13 protein-coding genes are annotated in these 17,611 nt (G+C 68.6%); 5 read left to right on the top strand and 8 right to left on the bottom strand.

Annotated elements, in window-relative coordinates; translation table 11 throughout:
* Positions 1-4: 4 nt before the first annotated feature.
* Positions 5-5,527 (top strand): apolipoprotein A-IV repeat region-like domain-containing protein, encoded by a 5,523-nt coding sequence (locus Q331_RS19895; RefSeq protein WP_084174735.1) that lies wholly within the window; start codon positions 5-7, stop codon positions 5,525-5,527.
* A gap of 101 nt (positions 5,528-5,628) precedes the next feature.
* Here the strand turns inward: Q331_RS19895 and Q331_RS0104100 are convergent, their stop codons facing one another.
* The 4 genes from Q331_RS0104100 to Q331_RS0104085 all read right to left on the bottom strand — a co-directional run bounded on the left by Q331_RS0104100 (position 5,629) and on the right by Q331_RS0104085 (position 9,881).
* Positions 5,629-6,249: an ABC-type transport auxiliary lipoprotein family protein gene (locus tag Q331_RS0104100; RefSeq protein WP_026379629.1), complete on the bottom strand. Its 621-nt coding sequence runs from the start codon at positions 6,247-6,249 to the stop codon at positions 5,629-5,631.
* A 71-nt stretch (positions 6,250-6,320) separates the two neighbouring features.
* Positions 6,321-7,931, bottom strand: coding sequence for an MlaD family protein (locus tag Q331_RS0104095; protein WP_026379628.1), 1,611 nt, complete (start codon positions 7,929-7,931; stop codon positions 6,321-6,323).
* A gap of 2 nt (positions 7,932-7,933) precedes the next feature.
* On the bottom strand, positions 7,934-8,746 hold the full coding sequence (locus Q331_RS0104090; protein ID WP_051630522.1) for an ABC transporter ATP-binding protein: 813 nt from the start codon (positions 8,744-8,746) through the stop codon (positions 7,934-7,936).
* 7 nt (positions 8,747-8,753) lie between these two features.
* Positions 8,754-9,881 (bottom strand): ABC transporter permease, encoded by a 1,128-nt coding sequence (locus tag Q331_RS0104085; protein ID WP_156953255.1) that lies wholly within the window; start codon positions 9,879-9,881, stop codon positions 8,754-8,756.
* Between the two features lie 124 nt (positions 9,882-10,005).
* Here Q331_RS0104085 and dgcN point away from each other — a divergent pair, with 124 nt between their 5' ends.
* Both dgcN and dgcA read left to right on the top strand, forming a co-directional pair.
* A complete protein-coding gene (dgcN, locus tag Q331_RS0104080) occupies positions 10,006-11,010 on the top strand; it encodes an N-acetyltransferase DgcN (protein ID WP_026379625.1) in 1,005 nt (334 codons plus the stop codon).
* The gene (gene dgcA / locus Q331_RS0104075; protein ID WP_026379624.1) at positions 11,007-11,981 is read left to right on the top strand and encodes an N-acetyl-D-Glu racemase DgcA; all 975 of its coding nucleotides are present in this window, start codon (positions 11,007-11,009) and stop codon (positions 11,979-11,981) included. Before dgcN ends, dgcA begins: the two co-directional genes overlap by 4 nt.
* Here dgcA and Q331_RS0104070 read toward each other — a convergent pair.
* Positions 11,933-13,150, bottom strand: coding sequence for an MFS transporter (locus Q331_RS0104070; RefSeq protein ID WP_026379623.1), 1,218 nt, complete (start codon positions 13,148-13,150; stop codon positions 11,933-11,935). The genes dgcA and Q331_RS0104070 overlap by 49 nt on opposite strands.
* A 44-nt stretch (positions 13,151-13,194) precedes the next feature.
* Between Q331_RS0104070 and Q331_RS0104065 the strand changes: the two genes are divergently transcribed.
* Positions 13,195-13,674: a hypothetical protein gene (locus Q331_RS0104065; protein WP_026379622.1), complete on the top strand. Its 480-nt coding sequence runs from the start codon at positions 13,195-13,197 to the stop codon at positions 13,672-13,674.
* Here Q331_RS0104065 and Q331_RS0104060 read toward each other — a convergent pair.
* The 3 genes from Q331_RS0104060 to Q331_RS0104050 are packed head-to-tail and all read right to left on the bottom strand — an operon-like array spanning position 13,666 to position 16,562.
* The gene (locus tag Q331_RS0104060; protein WP_026379621.1) at positions 13,666-14,652 is read right to left on the bottom strand and encodes a threonine ammonia-lyase; all 987 of its coding nucleotides are present in this window, start codon (positions 14,650-14,652) and stop codon (positions 13,666-13,668) included. The genes Q331_RS0104065 and Q331_RS0104060 overlap by 9 nt on opposite strands.
* 39 nt (positions 14,653-14,691) lie before the next feature.
* Positions 14,692-15,714 carry a glycosyltransferase family 4 protein gene (locus Q331_RS0104055; protein ID WP_026379620.1) on the bottom strand — a complete coding sequence of 341 codons (1,023 nt, stop codon included), beginning with the start codon at positions 15,712-15,714 and terminating at the stop codon, positions 14,692-14,694.
* 50 nt (positions 15,715-15,764) lie between these two features.
* A complete protein-coding gene (locus Q331_RS0104050; protein WP_026379619.1) occupies positions 15,765-16,562 on the bottom strand; it encodes a UDP-2,3-diacylglucosamine diphosphatase in 798 nt (265 codons plus the stop codon).
* A 161-nt stretch (positions 16,563-16,723) separates the two neighbouring features.
* Here Q331_RS0104050 and Q331_RS0104045 point away from each other — a divergent pair, with 161 nt between their 5' ends.
* Complete coding sequence (locus Q331_RS0104045; RefSeq protein ID WP_026379618.1) at positions 16,724-17,503, top strand: SDR family oxidoreductase; 780 nt, start codon at positions 16,724-16,726, stop codon at positions 17,501-17,503.
* Positions 17,504-17,611 lie beyond the last annotated feature (108 nt).

Genomic DNA, 17,611 nt, shown 5'->3' with positions numbered 1-17,611 from the left:
TGTCATGGGTAAAATACCGAAAGCGGAATCGACCGAGGCAGCCCTTTCTGCCGTGGAAGAGGCGCTGAAGATCGACTTCGGTGCCGCTGCGCGCAGCTCGGCCGAGAGCCTCGCCTCCTCCGGTGGCGCGCCGAACGGCGGCAACGCCGCCAGGAAAACCAAGGCGGCCACCCAGCCGGCACCCGCTCCGACCCTGGCTCAGCCCAAGCCGGCGGCCCGCGCCAAGAAGCCGGAGCCGGAGCCGGAGCGCTCGCGCGCCAGCGAGCGCAAGGCGCGGCGCGCCGCCAACGACGACGTGCGCTCAATCGGCAATCTCCTCTACGCCCTGCAGCGCCGGCCCTCTTATGCCCCGTTCTGGACCGCCTTCCTGCTTTCCGCCGTCTGGGCGGGCGTCGGCGCCGCCTTCGGCCTCGCGCTCTGGCCCTCCGAGATCGCCGGCATCACCAGCCTGGACGAGTTCAGCCGCGCCCCGCATCTCGTCGCCCTGGCCGTGGCCATCGTCGTTCCGGTGCTGCTTTTCTGGGTGATGGCGCTGATGATCTGGCGCAGCCAGGAGATGCGCATGGTCTCCCGGACCATGACGGAAGTCGCTCTGCGCCTGGCCGAGCCGGAGAATATCGCCAAGGAATCCATCGTCACCGTCGGCCAGGCGATCCGCCGCGAGGTCGCCTCCATGGGCGACGGCATCGAGCGTGCGCTCGCCCGCGCCAGCGAGCTGGAGGTCCTCGTGCAGAACGAGGTGGCCTCGCTGGAGCGCTCCTACACCGATAACGAGATGCGCATTCGCCGGCTGATCGACGAGCTCGTCAGCGAGCGCGAGGCGATCCTGCAGAATGCCGACCGCATCAAGTCGGCGATGGGCGGCGCGCATGAGACGCTGACCTCCGATCTGGCCAAGACCAGCGACCAGATCCTGTCGACCGCCGACGAGGCGGCGCGGCGCATCGCCGATCTTCTGGCCGAGCGCACCAGCTCCGTCACCGTCGATCTCGGCGAGGCGGGCGAAAAGCTCGTCAGCACCTTGTCGGAGCGCACCGACAATTTCCTGGAGCGTCTCGACCAGACCGGCGAGCGCCTGACCAGCGCCCTCGATTATCGCAGCGAGAATCTCGTCGACAATCTGAGCCGCAGCCAGACCGCCGCCGCCGAGAGCTTCACCGAGCGCGGCAACGAGCTACTGGAGCGCATCCGCGAGGCCCAGGACCGCCTCAACCATACGCTGACGGAGCGCTCCAGCTCCCTTCTGGACAATCTCGGCCAGTCGACGCAGCGCATCGAGAACGCCATCACGGTGGAGGGTCCGGCCCTTGCCGAGCGCATGGTCTCCGAAGGCACGGCCCTGGCCGACCGCCTGACCGGCGCCGCGGAGGATCTGTCCGGCCGCCTTTCCGGCCGCGGCGAAGAATTCACCCAGCGCATGACCGGCAGCGCCGACCAGCTTTCAGAGCGCCTCGCCGGCCATGGCGAGGAATATGCCCGCAAGATCACCGAGACCACCGAGGATCTGTCGGAGCGCCTGTCGAGCCACGGCGAGGAGCTGACCCGGCGCGTCACCACCAGCGCGGAGGATCTTTCCGAGCGGCTGGTCTCGCGCAGCGAGGAGCTGACGGGCCGTCTCACCTCTCGCGGCGAGGAGCTTGCCGGCCGCCTCACCTCCAGCGCCAGCGAGCTTTCGGAGCGGATTTCTGGCCAGAGCGAGGAGTTCGTCGAGCGCATCACCTCCAGCGCCGACGAGGCTTCGCACAAGCTGGCGACGCACGGCCAGGAGGTCGCCGGCGCCATCACCGCTAGCGCCGAGGAGACGGGCAGCCGCGTGGAGCGCGCCACCGAGATCGTCGCCGACGTTCTCGACAGCCGCTCGCGCAAGGTCATCGAGCAGCTCGGCGAAACCGGGCGCTCCGTCTCCGCCGCCATGCATGACGAGCTGTCGGGCGTCACCCAGCGGCTTGAAGACGCCCAGAGCAATATCGCCGCCACGGGCGAGCGCTTCTCTGAGACGCTGAGCGATCAGGTCGAGCGCGTGGAGAAGACCTTCGAGGGCAAGGCCGAGCACGTCACCTCCCTCTTCGGCGACAACGTGGAGCGCGTGGAGAGAAGCTTCGAGGACGGCGCCGATCGCATCGCTTCGCGTCTCGGCGAAGAGGTCGAGCGCGTGGAGAAGACCTTCGAGGGCAGCGCCGAGCGCGCCGCCTCCCGCCTCGGCGAAGAGGTGGAGCGCGTGGAGAAGAGCTTTGAGGGCGGCGCCGATCGCGTCGCCGCGCTCTTCGGCGAAGAGGTCGAGCGCGTCAAGCAGAGCTTCGGGGACGGCACCGAGCGGGTGCAGGCGATCTTCGGCGAGCAGGGCGAGACGCTCGGCTCGCTCATCGATGCGCGCGTTTCTGAGATGGGCGCCACCCTCGACAGCCATCTCGGCGGCTTCGACACCCGCATCAAGGAGAGCGCGGAGAACGTCGCCATTCGCCTCGCCAGCTCCGCGGAAACCATCGAAAGCGCCGTTTCCAGCCGTCTTTCAGGCTTCGAGACGCGCGTCACCGCCCGCATCGGCGATGTCACCGATCGCTTCGCCGAGCGTGCCGACGGCCTGACGGAGACGCTGGACGACCGGCTCGGCCGCATCAACACCGCGCTCGACACGCGGGCCCGCCAGATCAGCGAGACGCTGATTGCGCGCACCCGCGAGATCTCCACCGCCTTCTCGGAGGGCCAGAGCGAGATGTCGGCGAGCCTTGAGGGCCGCCTGAACGAGCTCGGCGAGACGCTGACCTCCAAGACGAACGAGCTGACGGAATCCATCGCCGGGCGCATGATCGAGGTCAATCACGGCTTCGGCGAGCGGCTGATCGCCGTGGAGCAGAGCTTCTCCAGCCGCGCCAATCAGCTTCAGGACGCGCTGGAATCGACCAGCGGCACGCTGAACGACAAGACCGAGCAGCTCAATTCCATGCTCGCCCAGCGCCAGAACGAGCTGGCCTCGCTGATCGACAGCCGCTCCTCCACGCTGATGGAGGCGATCGAAAGCCGCGGCCAGTACGTCATCGAGGGCCTGGAGAGCCAGGGTCAGCAGTTCCTCGAGACGGTGACCGGGCAGACGCAATCGCTCGTCGACGGGCTGGACAGCCGCGCCCGCGACATCACCGATGGCCTCGATACCCGCCGCTCCGGACTTCTCGGCGATCTCGACCGTCAGCGCGAGAGCCTGTTTGAGGAGCTGGACCGCCAGCGCCAGGGCCTGTTCGAGGGCTGGGACGAGCGCAGCCGCGCCACCGCCGACACCATCCGCGCCACCAGCGAGGAATCGATCGGCCGCCTCGACGAGAGCGCCCATGCGCTGCTGTCGACGCTCAACACCCATTCGCACAACATCGTGGAGGCCGTCACCGGCACCAACGATCGCTTCCGCAACGACATCCACACCCTGCTGAGCCGCCTGGAGGAGACCAACCAGCAGCTCGGCGAGGTGCTGAGCTCGTCCGGCGAGCAGCTCTCCACCATGGAGAGCAACCTTGCCACCCAGGCGGAGAGCCTGCGCGGCGCCCTCGCCGCGGCGGCGCAGGACACCTCCACCTCCACCTCCGTCCTGTCGGACCAGATCAAGACGCTGCGCGATGTCTCCACGCATGTGCTGCGCGACATCACCGCCATCGCCTCGCAATTCGACAACCAGTCCGACGCGCTGTCCCAGGCGGCGCGCATGCTGGACGAGGCGAACCGCAGCATGGAAGGCGCCGTCAGCGGCGGCAGCGAGGCCCTGGAAGCGGTCGCCGCCGGCCTCACCGGGCAGGCTCAGGCCGTGGAGGAGCAGCTGTCGCGCCTGACGGGCATGCTCTCCGACACGCTGGGCTCGGCCGAGGAGCGCATCAACGCCGTCGCCGACACCCTCAGCGTCCGCGCCTCGCAATCGGCCCGCAGCGCGACGGAGGAGCTGGCGGCGAGCCTGCACTCCACGGAGGACCGCATCGCCGAGGTCGCGCAATCGCTTTCCATGCGGGCCGCGCAATCGGCCGAGAACGCTTCCCAGGAACTGGAGAGCACGCTCAGCGCCGCCGAGGAGCGCATCGCCGCCCTCACCGAATCCCTTTCCGCCCGCGCTTCCCAATCCACGCAGGGCGCCTCACGGGAGCTGGAAAACACCCTCAGCGCCGCCGAGGAGCGCATTGCCGCCGTTACCGATTCCCTTTCCGCGCGCACGTCCCAAACCGCCCAGGGCGCCTCGCAGGAGCTGGAAAACACCCTCAGCGCCGCCGAGGAGCGCGTGGCCCAGATCGCCCAGGCGCTCGGACGCCGCGCCGAGGAAGCGGCCCGCTCCGCCATCGGCCAGTTCGAGACCATGCGTCTTGCCGCGATCGCCGAAGGCCAGCGCGCCGTGGAGAGCGTCGAGCAGGCGCGCGCGCAGCTGATGGAGCAGCTCAATTCGGTCACCGCCGGCTCCGACGAGAAGGTGCGCGAGGCCAATGAGAGGCTGATGGCCGAGATCACCCAGGCCGTCGACGGCGCCACGGAGCGTTTCTCCGCCACCGCCGAGAAGATGCGCCAGGCAGCCCGCGACATGCAGCGCGAGCTGGAATCGGCCCGCCAGGATCTGGAGCGCGGCGTGCGCGACATGCCGGAGGAGGCGCGCCACGCCTCCGAGGCGATGCGCCGCGCCATCACCGAGCAGATCGACGCGATCTCGGCCCTCACCGATATCGTGGCGCGCCGCGAGGGCACTTCCGGCGGCTATCAGATGCGCGCATCCGCTTCCCCGCGCGCGGCTGCGGCCGAGCCCGCCCCCCAGCGCACCGCCGCCGCGCCGGCCGCGAGCTCCTATGAGGCGCCGGCCGAGCGCACGCTGCCGCGCATGGCGACGCTGGACAGCACCCCGGCCGCCGATTTCCGTCCGCGCGAGGCAGAGCCCCGTCCGGCCGAGCCCCGTCCGGCTGCGCCACGCCCGGCCACCCCGGCGGCGGAGCCCGCCCCCTCGCGCAGCTCAACCGCCTCTTCGGGCGAAGCCTACAGCACCCGTCAGACCGGTGCGGAGCGCGCCGCGCAACCGCGCCAGGGCGGCGGCGAACGCGGTCAGGGCGAGCGCCGCGGCTGGGTGGCCGATCTCCTGCGCCGCGCATCCAGCGACGAGGACGATTATCCGCCCACGCCCGATCCGGCCCCCGCCCCGGCGCCGGAGACACCGGGCCGCTCGCCCTCGCAGGTGGTGGAATCGCTCAATTCCCTGTCGGTCGATATCGCCCGCGCCATCGACCACGAGGCCGCCGTGGAGCTTTGGGAGCGCTATCGGCGCGGCGAGCGCAACGTCTTCACCCGCCGGCTCTATACCCTGCAGGGCCAGAAGACCTTCGACGAGATCCGCCGCAAATACGAGCGCGACGGCGAGTTCCGCCGCGCCGTCGACCATTACATCGCCGACTTCGAGAGGCTTCTCGACCAGATCAACGAGCGCGACGAGGATCCGGCGATGGCCCAGCGCTACCTCGCCTCCGATACGGGCAAGGTCTACACCATGCTCGCCCACGCCGCCGGCCGCCTCAGCTGAGCCAAGGCGTATCGGGCGAACGAAGCATCAGGCGAACGAAGAAGGGCGGCCCGCGGGCCGCCCTTTCTTGTCGTCTCGCAGGTTATGACCGAAAAGCCCGCTCAGATGCGCGCCAGCGTCCAGGCGACGATCTCAGAAAAGGCCGCGTCCATCGCCCGGTTGAGACCCGCCACGATATCGGCGTTGGCCTTTCCTTCCACCGGGCTTTCGGCGCGGAAGGTGCGGCTCGCCACGACCCGCCCGTTGCGGTCGTTGAGGAGCTTGACGTTGAATTCGGCGACGGCGAGGCCGCCGATCAGCTCAAAGGCGCGCACGTCGAGCACCACCTGATAGTCGATGAGGAGCCCCTGCCCCGGCAGGCCAACCGCGCGCACCCGGCCGGTGTTCTGCAGCGTCTCCACCAGCCTCGCCTGCAAGACGCGCGGCAGGTTGTCCGGCCAGGCGGCGTTCGGCAGATAGGCGAGTTCCGCCGGCGTCGGCCGGGCGGCGATGCGCGACGTGTCCAGGCTGGCGAGCGCCGCCGGCACCGGCACCAGAAGCTGCGCCGCCGAGCCGGCGCGTCCCCCCACATCGGCGGGCGCCGTCAGGTCGTAGATGGCGTCCGGTGTTTTCGGCAGCGCCGCGCAGCCGGCAAGCAGGCCCGCCGCCAGCATGGCCGCAAGCGTGCCGGCCCGCCGCCGCGCCGACCCTCGGCGGGCGTATTGCCCTTTGCTCGCGCTCATGCCTCTTTGCTCGTTCATTCCCCCTGCCCCATACGCAGCTACGCTTTGCCGTTCAGCGGCTTTGCAGCGCGCTACCGTCGTTGCCCCCGATAGGTCGGCGTGTTGTCGCCGCCGAAGATAACCTGGCTCGGATCGCGCTCCAGGTTGGAGATCAGCGCATCCAGCCTGGATACCGTGCGCCGCCCCTCATTGATGAATTCCTTCAGGTCGCGCAGCCCCCGGTTGGAAAAATCGTTCACGCCCGAGCCGATACTGCGGGCCTGTTGGTCGAAGCTCTGCGCGGCGCTGCGGATATCGGCCAGCGTCGCCCGCGCCTCGGCGATGAGGCCTTGCCCGGCCTCGCCCGCGCCGTCCTCAAAGCCGCCCAAAAGGTTCTCAGCTTCCGCCGTCAGCGCGCCGAGCCGTTCGGAGACGTCGCGGGCATTGGCGATGATGGTGCGCACATCCTCGCGCGATTCGTTGAGCGTGGCCGCAAAGCCCTTCAGATCGTCGATGGATTGGTTGATGGAGGCGGTATCGAGATCGGCCAGCAGGATCTTGCTCGGGTCGATGCCGGAGGCGATCCTGGCGGCATCGTCGACAACGCCGCGCACCTTTGCCGGATCGACGGCCGACAAAAGGTTGTCGCCCTTCTCGCTCATCGCCGAAAGGCGGGTGACGAGCGTATCGATATCCTCGCGCCGCGCCGAAAGCGTCCCGGCGAGATCTGAAAGCCCGTCCACGGTCGCCGTCACCTTCTCCGGCTCGATGGCCGAGGAGATGCGCTCCAGATTGTCGAGCGTGCGCGACACCTTCTGCGGATCGACCGCATCGAGGATCGGCCCGGTTTTCTCGCGCAGCTCCGCCACCAGCTGTTCGGCGTTCTCGCCGACACCGGTCATGCGCTGGGAGAAGGCCCGCACATCCTCCGAGACGCCGGAGAAGTTCTCCACCAGCTTGCGCACCTCTTCCGAAGCCTCGCCGAGCGTATCGGTGAAGTTGCTGACATTGTCGACGGTGCGCGAGACCTTCTGCGGATCGACCGCGCCCACCAGATTGTCGAGCTTCTCCGACAGGCTGCCGAGGCGGTCCGAGGTGGTGGAGACGGACGAGACCAGGCTTGAGATTTGCTCGGAGTTTTGCGCCAAGGCGCCGGAGAAGGTTTCGATATTGCCGACGATCCGGTCGATGCCTTCCGTATTGTCGGTGATCAGCGTCTCCAGGGCGCGCAGCGTCTTGTCGAGCCGGCCGGTGATCTGCCTGGCGCTGGCCATCAGGTCCTGCATGGAGGAGCGGTCCGCCTCCAGCACCGGCACGCCTGGGCTCGCCTGCCAGATATCGGGCTTGTCGGCCGAGCCGCCGACCATCTCCACATAGCCCACGCCCGTCAGCCCCTGGAAGCCGAGGGAGACCTCCGTATCGGCCTTGATCGGCACGTCGTCGCGCACCGCGATTTCCGCCACGACGCGGCTCGGGTCCTGCGGGTCGAGCGCCAGGCCGCGCACATCGCCCACCTTGATGCCGTTGAACAGCACCGCGCCGCCCTTGCTGAGGCCGGTCACCGAGCCCGGAAAGACGAGGCGCAAGGGCTCGCGGTATTGCGTGCCCTCCGTCCCGGCAAGCCAATAGATGAAGCCGAAGGCAGCCGCCAGCACCGCCAGCGTAAAGGCGCCGATGATCGCAGTATTGGCCTTGCTTTCCATGGTCAGACTTCAGCCTCTAAGGCTCCCGCCGCGCGCGCCCGCGCACCGCAGAAGTAGTCGCGCACCCAGGGATGGTCGAAGCTCTCCATTTTCGCGATATCGCCTTCGACCAGGATACGCTTTTCTCCCACGACCGCGATTCGCTCGACGATCGCGTGCAGCGTGTCGAGATCATGGGTTACCATGACCACGGTCAAGCCTAAAGTCCTGGAAAGATCGTCGATCAACTTGTCGAAGGCGGCCGCCGAGATCGGATCGAGCCCGGAAGTGGGCTCGTCGAGGAAGACGATCTCCGGATCGAGGGCAAGCGCCCGCGCCAGGGCGGCACGCTTGATCATGCCGCCGGAGAGCTCGGAGGGATATTTGCCGGCGTCGCTGGCACGCAGGCCGACGAGCTCCACCTTCAGGACCGCCAACGCCTCCATCAGCGGCTGCGGCAGACGCAGATATTCGCGCATCGGCACCATGATGTTCTCCGCCACCGTCAACGAGGAGAACAGGGCCCCATGCTGGAAGAGCACGCCCCAGCGCCGTTCCAGATCCGGATCGCTGCTTTCGGAGATGTCCTCTCCGAAGGCGGTGACCTTGCCCGCCTGACGCGGCAGCAGGCCCAAAATGGCGCGGGTCAGCACCGACTTGCCGGCCCCCGACGCCCCGACGATGCCCAGAACCTCGCCGCGATAGATATCGAGGTCGAGATTTTCCAGCACCGGCTCGCCGCCGAATCCCACCGTCAACCCGCGCACCGTGATGATCGGCTCGCGCCTTGCGGCCGGCGGCGCCTCGTCTTCGGTCAGGATGGCGTGCTGAGACATGGCGTCCTTAAAAGTCGATCGCGGCGTAGAAGATGGCGAAGAGGCCGTCGACCACGATCACCATGAAGATCGATTTCACCACGGCCGCGGTGGTGTGACGGCCGAGCGATTCGGCGCTGCCCTTGACCGCCATGCCCTCCGAGCAGGCGATGAGGCCGATGATCAGCGCCATGAAGGGCGCTTTGTAGAGGCCCGACAGGAAGGTCGACATGTCGATGCCGTCCTGCAGGCGGTCGATGAAGGCGTCGGGCGTGATGGAGGAATAGAACCACAGCATCATCATGCCGCCGGCCAGATTGGCCATGCCGGCGATGAACGACAGCAGCGGCAGCACCAGCAGCAGCGCCATGATGCGCGGCAGGATGAGCACGTTCACCGGGTCCATGCCCATGACGCGCAGCGCATCTACCTCCTCGCGCATCTGCATGGAGCCGAGCTCGGCGGTGATGGCGCTGCCGGAGCGGCCGGCCACCATGATCGCCGTCAAAAGCAGCGACAGCTCGCGCAAGGAAAGAATGCCGATAAGGTCGACGGCGAAGATCTCCGCCCCGAAGAAGCGCAGCTGGAACGCCGATTGCTGTGCCAGGATGGCGCCGATGATGAAGGACATCAGAACGATGATCGGCACCGCCTTGAGGCCGATCACCTCCATCTGCCGCACGATGGCATACATGCGCGCCGAGCGCGGATGCACGATGACATGTCCGAGCTCGGCCATCACCGCGCCGAGAATGGCCAGGAGCCGCCTGGCGTCCGCGCCGACGGAAACCATCGTCTCGCCGACATCCACCAACAGGCTCTTGCGTTCCGGAGGCGTCGGCTCCTCGTCGTCCGCCAGGGCCGCGCGCACGCGCTCGATGAGCGCGTCGCGGCCGTGGCTGGCGCCGCTATAGGTCACTTCCCGGCCGGCGTTGCGCCAGGCCTTCTCCAGCCGCACCAGGAGGAAGGCGCCTGCCGTATCCAGCGTTTCCAGCCGCGACAGATCGATCTTGAGGCTGCGCGCCCCCCTTGCCTGCTCGCCGACGGCCTGCCGCAGCCCGTCGTCGAGACGCGCCGCCTCGCTGATCGCCCAGACCCCGGACGGGGTGAGGACGAGCTGGTCGCCGACAAGCTCCGCGGTCAGTTGTGACGTCATGGCCTCGCGCAACATCTGGACGGCTGACGCTGCCTTAAGGGCGTGCTAACGGTGCCGCCGTCATCGCGCGGAATGTGCCCGCTGCGGTGGGGCATCACAAGCGCATAAGAGCCACAGTTTTAATATGATCGAGCGTCCCTATTTGATTTTCCTCGGCGACGTGCCGGATGCACTCGCCGCCAAGACGGCCTATGGCATCGTCGATTGGCGCCGCGACTGGTGTCTCGGCCAGCTTCGTCTGCCGGGCTGCAAGGCCGATACCGGCCTTGCCGATATGAGCATCGGCGAGGCCGCCGCCGCCGGCGCGCGCACCTTCATCATCGGCGCCGTCAATCCGGGCGGCCGGCTTCCGGAGCATTGGGTGGAGACGGTGGTGGAAGCGATCGAGGCCGGCATGGACGTGGCGAGCGGCCTGCATGTGCGCCTCGCCTCCTTTACGGCGATCCGCGAGGCCGCCGAGCGCAAGGGCGCAAAGCTGCACGACGCGCGCCACGCCAACCAGACATTCTCTCCCGGCACGGGCAGCAAGCGCCCCGGCAAGCGTCTCCTGACGGTGGGCACCGATTGCTCGGTGGGCAAGAAATACGCCGCCCTTGCCATCGATCGCGAGCTTTCGCAGCGCGGCGTCGCCTCGCAGTTCTGCGCCACCGGCCAGACGGGGGTGATGATCGCCGGGCGCGGCATCGCCATCGACGCCGTCGTCGCCGACTTCATCTCCGGCGCCGCCGAATGGCTCTCGCCCGCCACTGATCCGGCCAACTGGCAGATCGTGGAGGGCCAGGGCTCGCTCTTTCACCCCTCCTTCGCCGGCGTCAGCCTCGGCCTCCTGCACGGCGCCCAGCCGGACGCCTTCGTCATCTGCCACGAGCCGACGCGCAAGACGATGCGCAACGTGGAGGCGCCGATCGCCTCCATCGACGCCGTCATCGAACAGACGCAGCGTCTCGGCAGCCTGACCAATCCGGCGATCCGGCCCGCCGGCATCTGCATCAACACCTCCGCGCTCGAGGCGGCGGCGGCCGAGGATTGCCTTGCAGAGACGGCCGAGCGCTACGGGCTGCCGGCCTGCGACCCGATCCGCACCGGCGTGGCGCCGATCGTCGATCATCTCCTGGCCGAATTCCGATGAGCCTTTCCCTCGACCTGGCGGTGGAGGCCTGGCCCATCGCCGGGGCCTTCACCATCGCCCGCGGCTCGCGCACCGAGGCCACCGTCATCGTCGTCACCGTCAGCGACGGCGAGCATCGCGGACGCGGCGAATGCGTGCCCTATGCGCGCTATGGCGAGACGGTGGAGAGCGTCGCGGAGACGATCCGCGGCCTCGATCTTGACGGCCTTGACCGCCAGGAGCTGCGTCGCCGGCTGCCGGCGGGGGCGGCGCGCAACGCCGTCGATTGCGCCCTTTGGGATCTGGAGGCCAAGGCGAGCGGCCGGCCGGCCATCGTCGCCTGCGGCCATATCGCCGCGCGCCCCGTGGAAACGGCCTACACGATCAGCCTCGGCACCCCCGACGACATGGCCGATGCGGCCCATCGCGCCGGCGAGCGCAGCATCTTGAAGCTGAAGCTGGGCGGCGACGGCGACGCGGAGCGGGTGCGGGCGGTGCGCGCCACGGCGCCGCGCATGCGCCTCATCGTCGATGCCAACGAGGCCTGGAGCGAGAAGAACATCCTGGAGAATATGCGCGCCTGCGCCGAGGCGCATGTGGAGCTGATCGAACAGCCGCTGCCGGCCGACGCGGACGAGATGCTGCGCGACATACCCCATGTGGCGCCGATCTGCGCCGATGAAAGCCTCCACACCCTTGCCGATCTCGACGGCCTTGCCGGCAAATACGACGCCATCAACGTCAAGCTCGACAAGTCCGGCGGGCTGACGGAAGCGCTCGACCTGCTGCGTGCGGCCCGCGCGCGCGGCTACCTCGTCATGGTCGGCTGCATGCTCGGCACCTCGCTCGCCATGGCTCCGGCCGTGCTTCTTGCTCAGGAAGCCGATATCGTCGATCTGGACGGGCCGCTGCTGCTTGCCCGCGACCGCAAGCCGAGCCTTGCCTATGTCGGCACGCTCGTGGAGCCGCCGCCGGCCGGGCTCTGGGGCTGAAGCCCGCGCGGCAGCTGCCAGGCAAGGCCAAGGCCGATGAGGCCGAGCAGCGCCATCAGGGCGAAGGCGGCTTGCGGGGCGATAGTGTAGAGGCCGCCGGCCGCCAGCATGCCGGCACCCAGAACGAGGCCCGCCACGAGCTGGTAGAAGCCCTGCAGCCGCGCCGTATGGCCGTTCGCCGCCACCGCGCCGATCGCCTTCATCATGCCCAGATGCGTCGCCGCGAAGGTCAGCGCGTGCAGGGCCTGGAGGGCGAAGACCAGCGGCGCGAAGGTCACGAAGGCAAAGAGCGACCAGCGCAGCAGCGCGCCGAGCGTGCCGGCGATGAGGAAGCGGCGCGCCCCCCAGCTCACGAAACGATGCGCCAGGAAGAACAGACCGACCTCCACCACGACGCCCAGCGCCCATAGCGCGGCGATGGTGAGATCGGAAAAGCCGAGCGAGCGCCAATAAAGGCTGCCGAAGGCGTAATAGGCGCCGTGGCTGGCCGTGCCGAAGCTCGCCGCCACGATGGCAAGGATGAGCCGCCTGTCGCGCGGCAGGTTGAAGACGCCCCTGCCCCGCCCGACGAAGGCCGCCGGGCCGACCGCCGGCAACAGCGCCGCCGCCCCGATACCGGCGAAGAAGGCGGCGAGTTGCAGCCCGTAGACGGCATCGACCGAGAAGACGGCGATGGCCGCGCCGGCGGCGAAATTGCCGCCGATGAAGGCGACGGAGCCCCAAAGCCGCGTGCGCCCGTAATCGATGCCGTGCCGCACCACGCCCTGCAACGCCACCGCATCGCCGAGCGGTATCAGCGCATGCCAGAAGATAAGGGCCACCGAGGAGACGAGCAGGATGGCAAGGCTGCCTTCCGCCAGGCTGAGCGCCAGGAAAACCGCCGTCGCCGCCGCCGCGTAGAGCATGGCGCCGATACGCAGCTCCCCGAAACGGTCGGCTCCCGCCGCCAGCACGCCGACGATCAGCGCCCGCACCAGCACCGGCAGGGCGACGGTGGCGCTGATCGCCCCGTCCGAAAGGCCCTGCGCCTTCAGCCAGACCGGAAAGAAAGGTAGATAGATGCCGATGGCGAAGAAAGTCGCCGCCAGAAATAGCGCGGCGCGAAATGCATAGGCTCGAGCCGATATTTTGCAACCGCCATTAGCGGTTTCTAAGCTCTTGGCGTGCATTCTGGGTCCGCTATGCCGTAAGGCTTCGTCGAAGGGGAAGAAGCATGCCGCGCGTAATCGAGAAAGGGCTGAGCGATATCGAATACGACACCATGCTCGCCACTCTTTCGGCGACGGTGAAGGGCCGCGCCTTTCTGAGCGAATACGTCAACCGCACGCGCCCGGCGGAGATACGCGGTCTGCTCAACGCCATGTCGCAGCTTGCCGGCACCATTGCCGCCGTCAAGGCGGATATCCGCCCGGGACGCCTGTCCACCGAGCTCATCCGCATCGCCGGGCAGATGCCCAACGGTCCGGAGCGGCAGGAGCTCTTGGTGCTCGCCGCCGGCCTCAAGGACCCTCCTCCCAGCAGCCCCGCCCGGCCACCCGCCATCGACGAGGAGCTGCGCGCCGGCATCGCGCCGATGCGCTCGCTGACGGAGGAGGCGCAAGAGGCGCGCGCCCGGCCGACGGAGCCTGCCGAGGCCGCGTCCGATCCGATCGAGGACGACCTCACCTTCGGCGATGAGAACAAGCTACCCTGACCGGTAGACGGCGAGCGCGCGGGCCAGCATGGCATCGTCGATATTGCCGCCCGACAGGACGATGACGACGACGGAGCCGCGCACATCGACCTTGCCGTCGATCAGCGCCGCGAGCGCGACCGCCCCGCCCGGCTCAAGGACCAGGCGGAACCTCTCATAGGCGAAGCCGACGGCCCGCAAGGCAGCCTCGTCGCTGACGGCGATGCTGCCGGAGAGCTTCTGCCGGTTGATGGCGAAGCTCATCTCGCCGGGCTCGGGCGCCAGAAGCGCGTCGCAGACGGAGCCGGAGCTGCGTTCGTTGCCCACGATGCGGTCGGCGGCAAGCGATCTGGCATAGTCGTCGAAGCCTTCCGGCTCGACCGCCATCACCCGGCACGGCGGAGCCCGCTCGGTGACGGCGAGCGCCACGCCGGCGACCAGCCCGCCGCCCGAGCACGGCGCCAGCACCACATCCGGCGCCAGCCGCATGCCGGCCAGCTCGGCGGCGATTTCCAGCCCTACCGTGCCCTGGCCGGCGATCACCTTCGGGTCGTTATAGGGATGCACCAAGAGCCCGCCGTCCTGCGCGATCAGCTCCGCGGCGATCTCGTCGCGATCCTGGCTCGCCCGGTCGTAGGTGACGATGCGCGCCCCGGAGGCCCTGGTGCGCTGCATCTTCACCTGCGGCGCATCGGCCGGCATGACGATGGTCGCCGGCACCCCGGCGAGGCGCGCCGCCTCCGCAAGGCCCTGGGCGTGGTTGCCGGAGGAGCAGGCGACGACACCGGCCCGCGCCGCCGGCCCGGCCGCCATCACCGCGTTGTAGGCGCCGCGAAACTTGAACGAGCCGGTGCGTTGCAGGCATTCCGGCTTCAGGAACACACGGGCGGCGAATTCCTCCGACAGGGCCGGCGAGCCGATCAAGGGCGTGCGCATCGCCCGACCTTGGATGCGCGTCGCGGCGGCCTCGATGTCGCTGAAGGAAACCGGTAGGGCCATGAAGGCGCAATAGAGCCTTTTGCGCCGCAGTAGAAGAGGCTATGCCGCCACGGCCTCGGGAAGGCCCTGCGCGCCCACCAGATTGTCGCGAAACTGCGCCACGCTCGCCTCCCAGGTGAAGCGCAGGGCAAATTCCCGCGCCGCCTCCTTGGAGAGCTTGAGGCATTGCAGCGCCGCTTCGCCGAGATCCTCCGACAGGACGCCGACCGCCGGATCGGTGACGACATCGGCCGGCCCCGTCACCGGATAGGCCGCCACCGGCAGGCCGGAGGCGAGCGCCTCCAAGAGGACGTTGCCGAAGGTGTCGGTGAGGCTTGGAAAGACGAAGACGTCAGCCCCAGCATAGGCCTGGGCGAGTTCCTCGCCATGCATCTCGCCGAGGAAGACGGCATCCGCAAAGCGCGCCTTCAATTGGCCCAGCGCCGGCCCGCCGCCGATGACCGCCTTGGTTCCCGGCAGGTCGAGCGCCAGGAAGGCGGCGAGGTTCTTCTCCACCGCCACCCGCCCGACATTGAGGAAGACCGGGCGCTTCAGCCCCAGATCGGCGCCCGCGCGCGGGCGGAACAGCTCCGCATCGACCCCGCGCGACCAGCGCATGAGGTGGCGAAAGCCGCGCTCGGCCAGCTCCGCCTCCAGGCTCGCCGTCGCCACCATGCAGCCGGCGCCGGCATTGTGGAAGCGCCGCATCAACCGATAGGAGAGCGACAAAGGCACCGGCGCCCTTGCCCGAAGGTATTCGGGGAACCTCGTATGGTAGCTGGTGGTGAAGCTCTGCCCGGCCTTCAGGCAATGCCGGCGCGCCAGAAGCCCGAGCGGTCCTTCCGTGGCGATATGCACGAAATCGGGCGCGGCCGCCTCGATCATCCTGCCGAGGCGGCGCGCGCTTGTCAGCGCAAGGCGGATATCGGGATAGGTCGGCAGCGGCACGGTGGCAAAGCCCTGCGGCGAGATCACCGTCACCTCGTCGCCGCCTTCGCACAGCAGCTCCTCCACCCGCTTCAGCGAGCGCACGACGCCGTTCACCTGCGGGAACCAGGCATCGGTGACGATGACCAGCTTCACGCGCCGAGCCTTTCGCGGCCGGAATGGTTCGTCCCTGTCATGCGCACTATCTAAGCCGCCACCGCGGTGGGCGCGTGCTGCGGCTCGTTCTCGGCCATGCGGCCGCCGAGCTCGGCCCAGCGGATGATCTCCATCCGCCCGTCATGGTGCTCCGCCACCGCGGTGCAGCTTTCCACCCAGTCGCCGCAATTGATGTAGCGGATGCCGCCCTGCTGGCGCTGCGCGGCATGGTGGATATGGCCGCAGATGACGCCGTCGGTGCCCTGCCGCTCCGCTTCGGCGGCCAGCGCCTGCTCGAAGGCGCCGATGAAATTGACGGCGTTCTTCACCCTCAGCTTCGCCCAGGCCGAGAGCGACCAATAGGAGAAGCCGAGGCGCCGGCGGACGAGGTTCACGTAGGTGTTGGCGCCGAGCGCCGTCACATAGGCCCAGTCGCCCAGGAAGGCGAGCCATCTGGCGTGCCGCACCACGACGTCGAACTGATCGCCGTGAATGACGAGGAAGCGTCGGCCGTCCGCCGCCTCGTGGATCGCCGTCTCGAGTACCTCGATGCCGCCGAAATGGCTGCCGAGATAGTCGCGCAGGAATTCGTCGTGGTTGCCCGGCACGTAGATGAGCTTGGCGCCCTTGCGCGCCTTGCGCAGCAGTTTCTGCACCACGTCGTTGTGCATCTGCGGCCAGTGCCAGTTGCGCCGCAGCCGCCACCCGTCGACGATATCGCCGACGAGGTAAATCGTCTCCGCATCGTGCTCGCGTAGAAAGTCGAGCAGAAGCTCCGCCTGACAGCCACGCGTGCCGAGATGGACGTCGGAAAGGAACAATGTCCGGAAATGCTGTGGCGTGGCCATCGCCCTGCCTTTGCCGTGCTTTGCCTGCCGTTTACGAGACTGGCAAACCCGATTCCGGTATCACTTTGATGACAGGAGCGGTAAGGCGGCGGCGACGCGGTGTCGGCCCTGCGAGGGCCGGCACCCTTTGAGCTGAAGCATAGACCGAAGAGGAGAACGCCATGGATCTCGGCATTTCCGGCAAGACCGCCCTTGTCTGCGCCTCCAGTCGCGGCCTGGGGCGCGGCTCGGCGGAGGCGCTGGCCGAGGCCGGCTGCCGTCTCGTCGTCAACGGCCGCGACGAAAGGAAGCTGGAGGAGACGGCCGAGGCGCTGCGCGCGAAGGGCGCGCCGGAGGTCATCGCCGTTCCCGCCGACGTCTCCTCCAAGCAGGGGCAGGAGCGCCTTCTGGCGGCCGCGGGCGAGGTCGACATCCTCGTCAACAACAATGGCGGCCCGCCCCGCCGTGGCTTCAGGGAATTGACGCGCGAGGACATGCTCTCCGGCGTCACCCAGAACATGGTCACGCCCATCGAGCTCATTCAGGCGGTCATCGACGGCATGGTGGAGCGCCGCTTCGGGCGCATCGTCAACATCACCTCGCTGTCGGTGAAGATGCCGATCGCCGGGCTCGACCTGTCCTCAGGCGCCCGCGCCGGGCTCACCGCCTTTCTCGCCGGCGTCTGCCGCGAAGTGGCGCGCCACAACGTCACCATCAACAACGTCCTGCCCGGCAAGATGGATACCGACCGGCTGCGCGCCGGCATCGCCTGGGCGGCGGAGAAGGCCGGCTCCTCGCCGCAGGAGGTCGCCGAGCGCGAGATGGCCGGCATCCCCGCCGGCCGCTTCGGCACGGCCGAGGAGTTCGGCCGCCTTGTCGCCTTTCTCTGCTCGGCCGATGCCGGCTACGTCACGGGGCAGAATTTCCTCATCGATGGCGGCCTCTTCCCGGCCGCTTTCTGAGGATGCCGGGCCGCCGCGGTTGAGCGAAGCGGCCGCCGCGCCGCAAAAAGAAAGAGGCCGGGGACAAACCCCCGGCCCCTTCGCACCCCCAGCCCGACCCGGCCGGTA

The organism is Afifella pfennigii DSM 17143, from assembly GCF_000688515.1.
Taxonomy (GTDB): Bacteria; Pseudomonadota; Alphaproteobacteria; order Rhizobiales; family Afifellaceae; genus Afifella; species Afifella pfennigii.
Note: the sequence above shows the minus strand (reverse complement) of the source record. Positions and strands in the feature narration are given on the sequence as shown.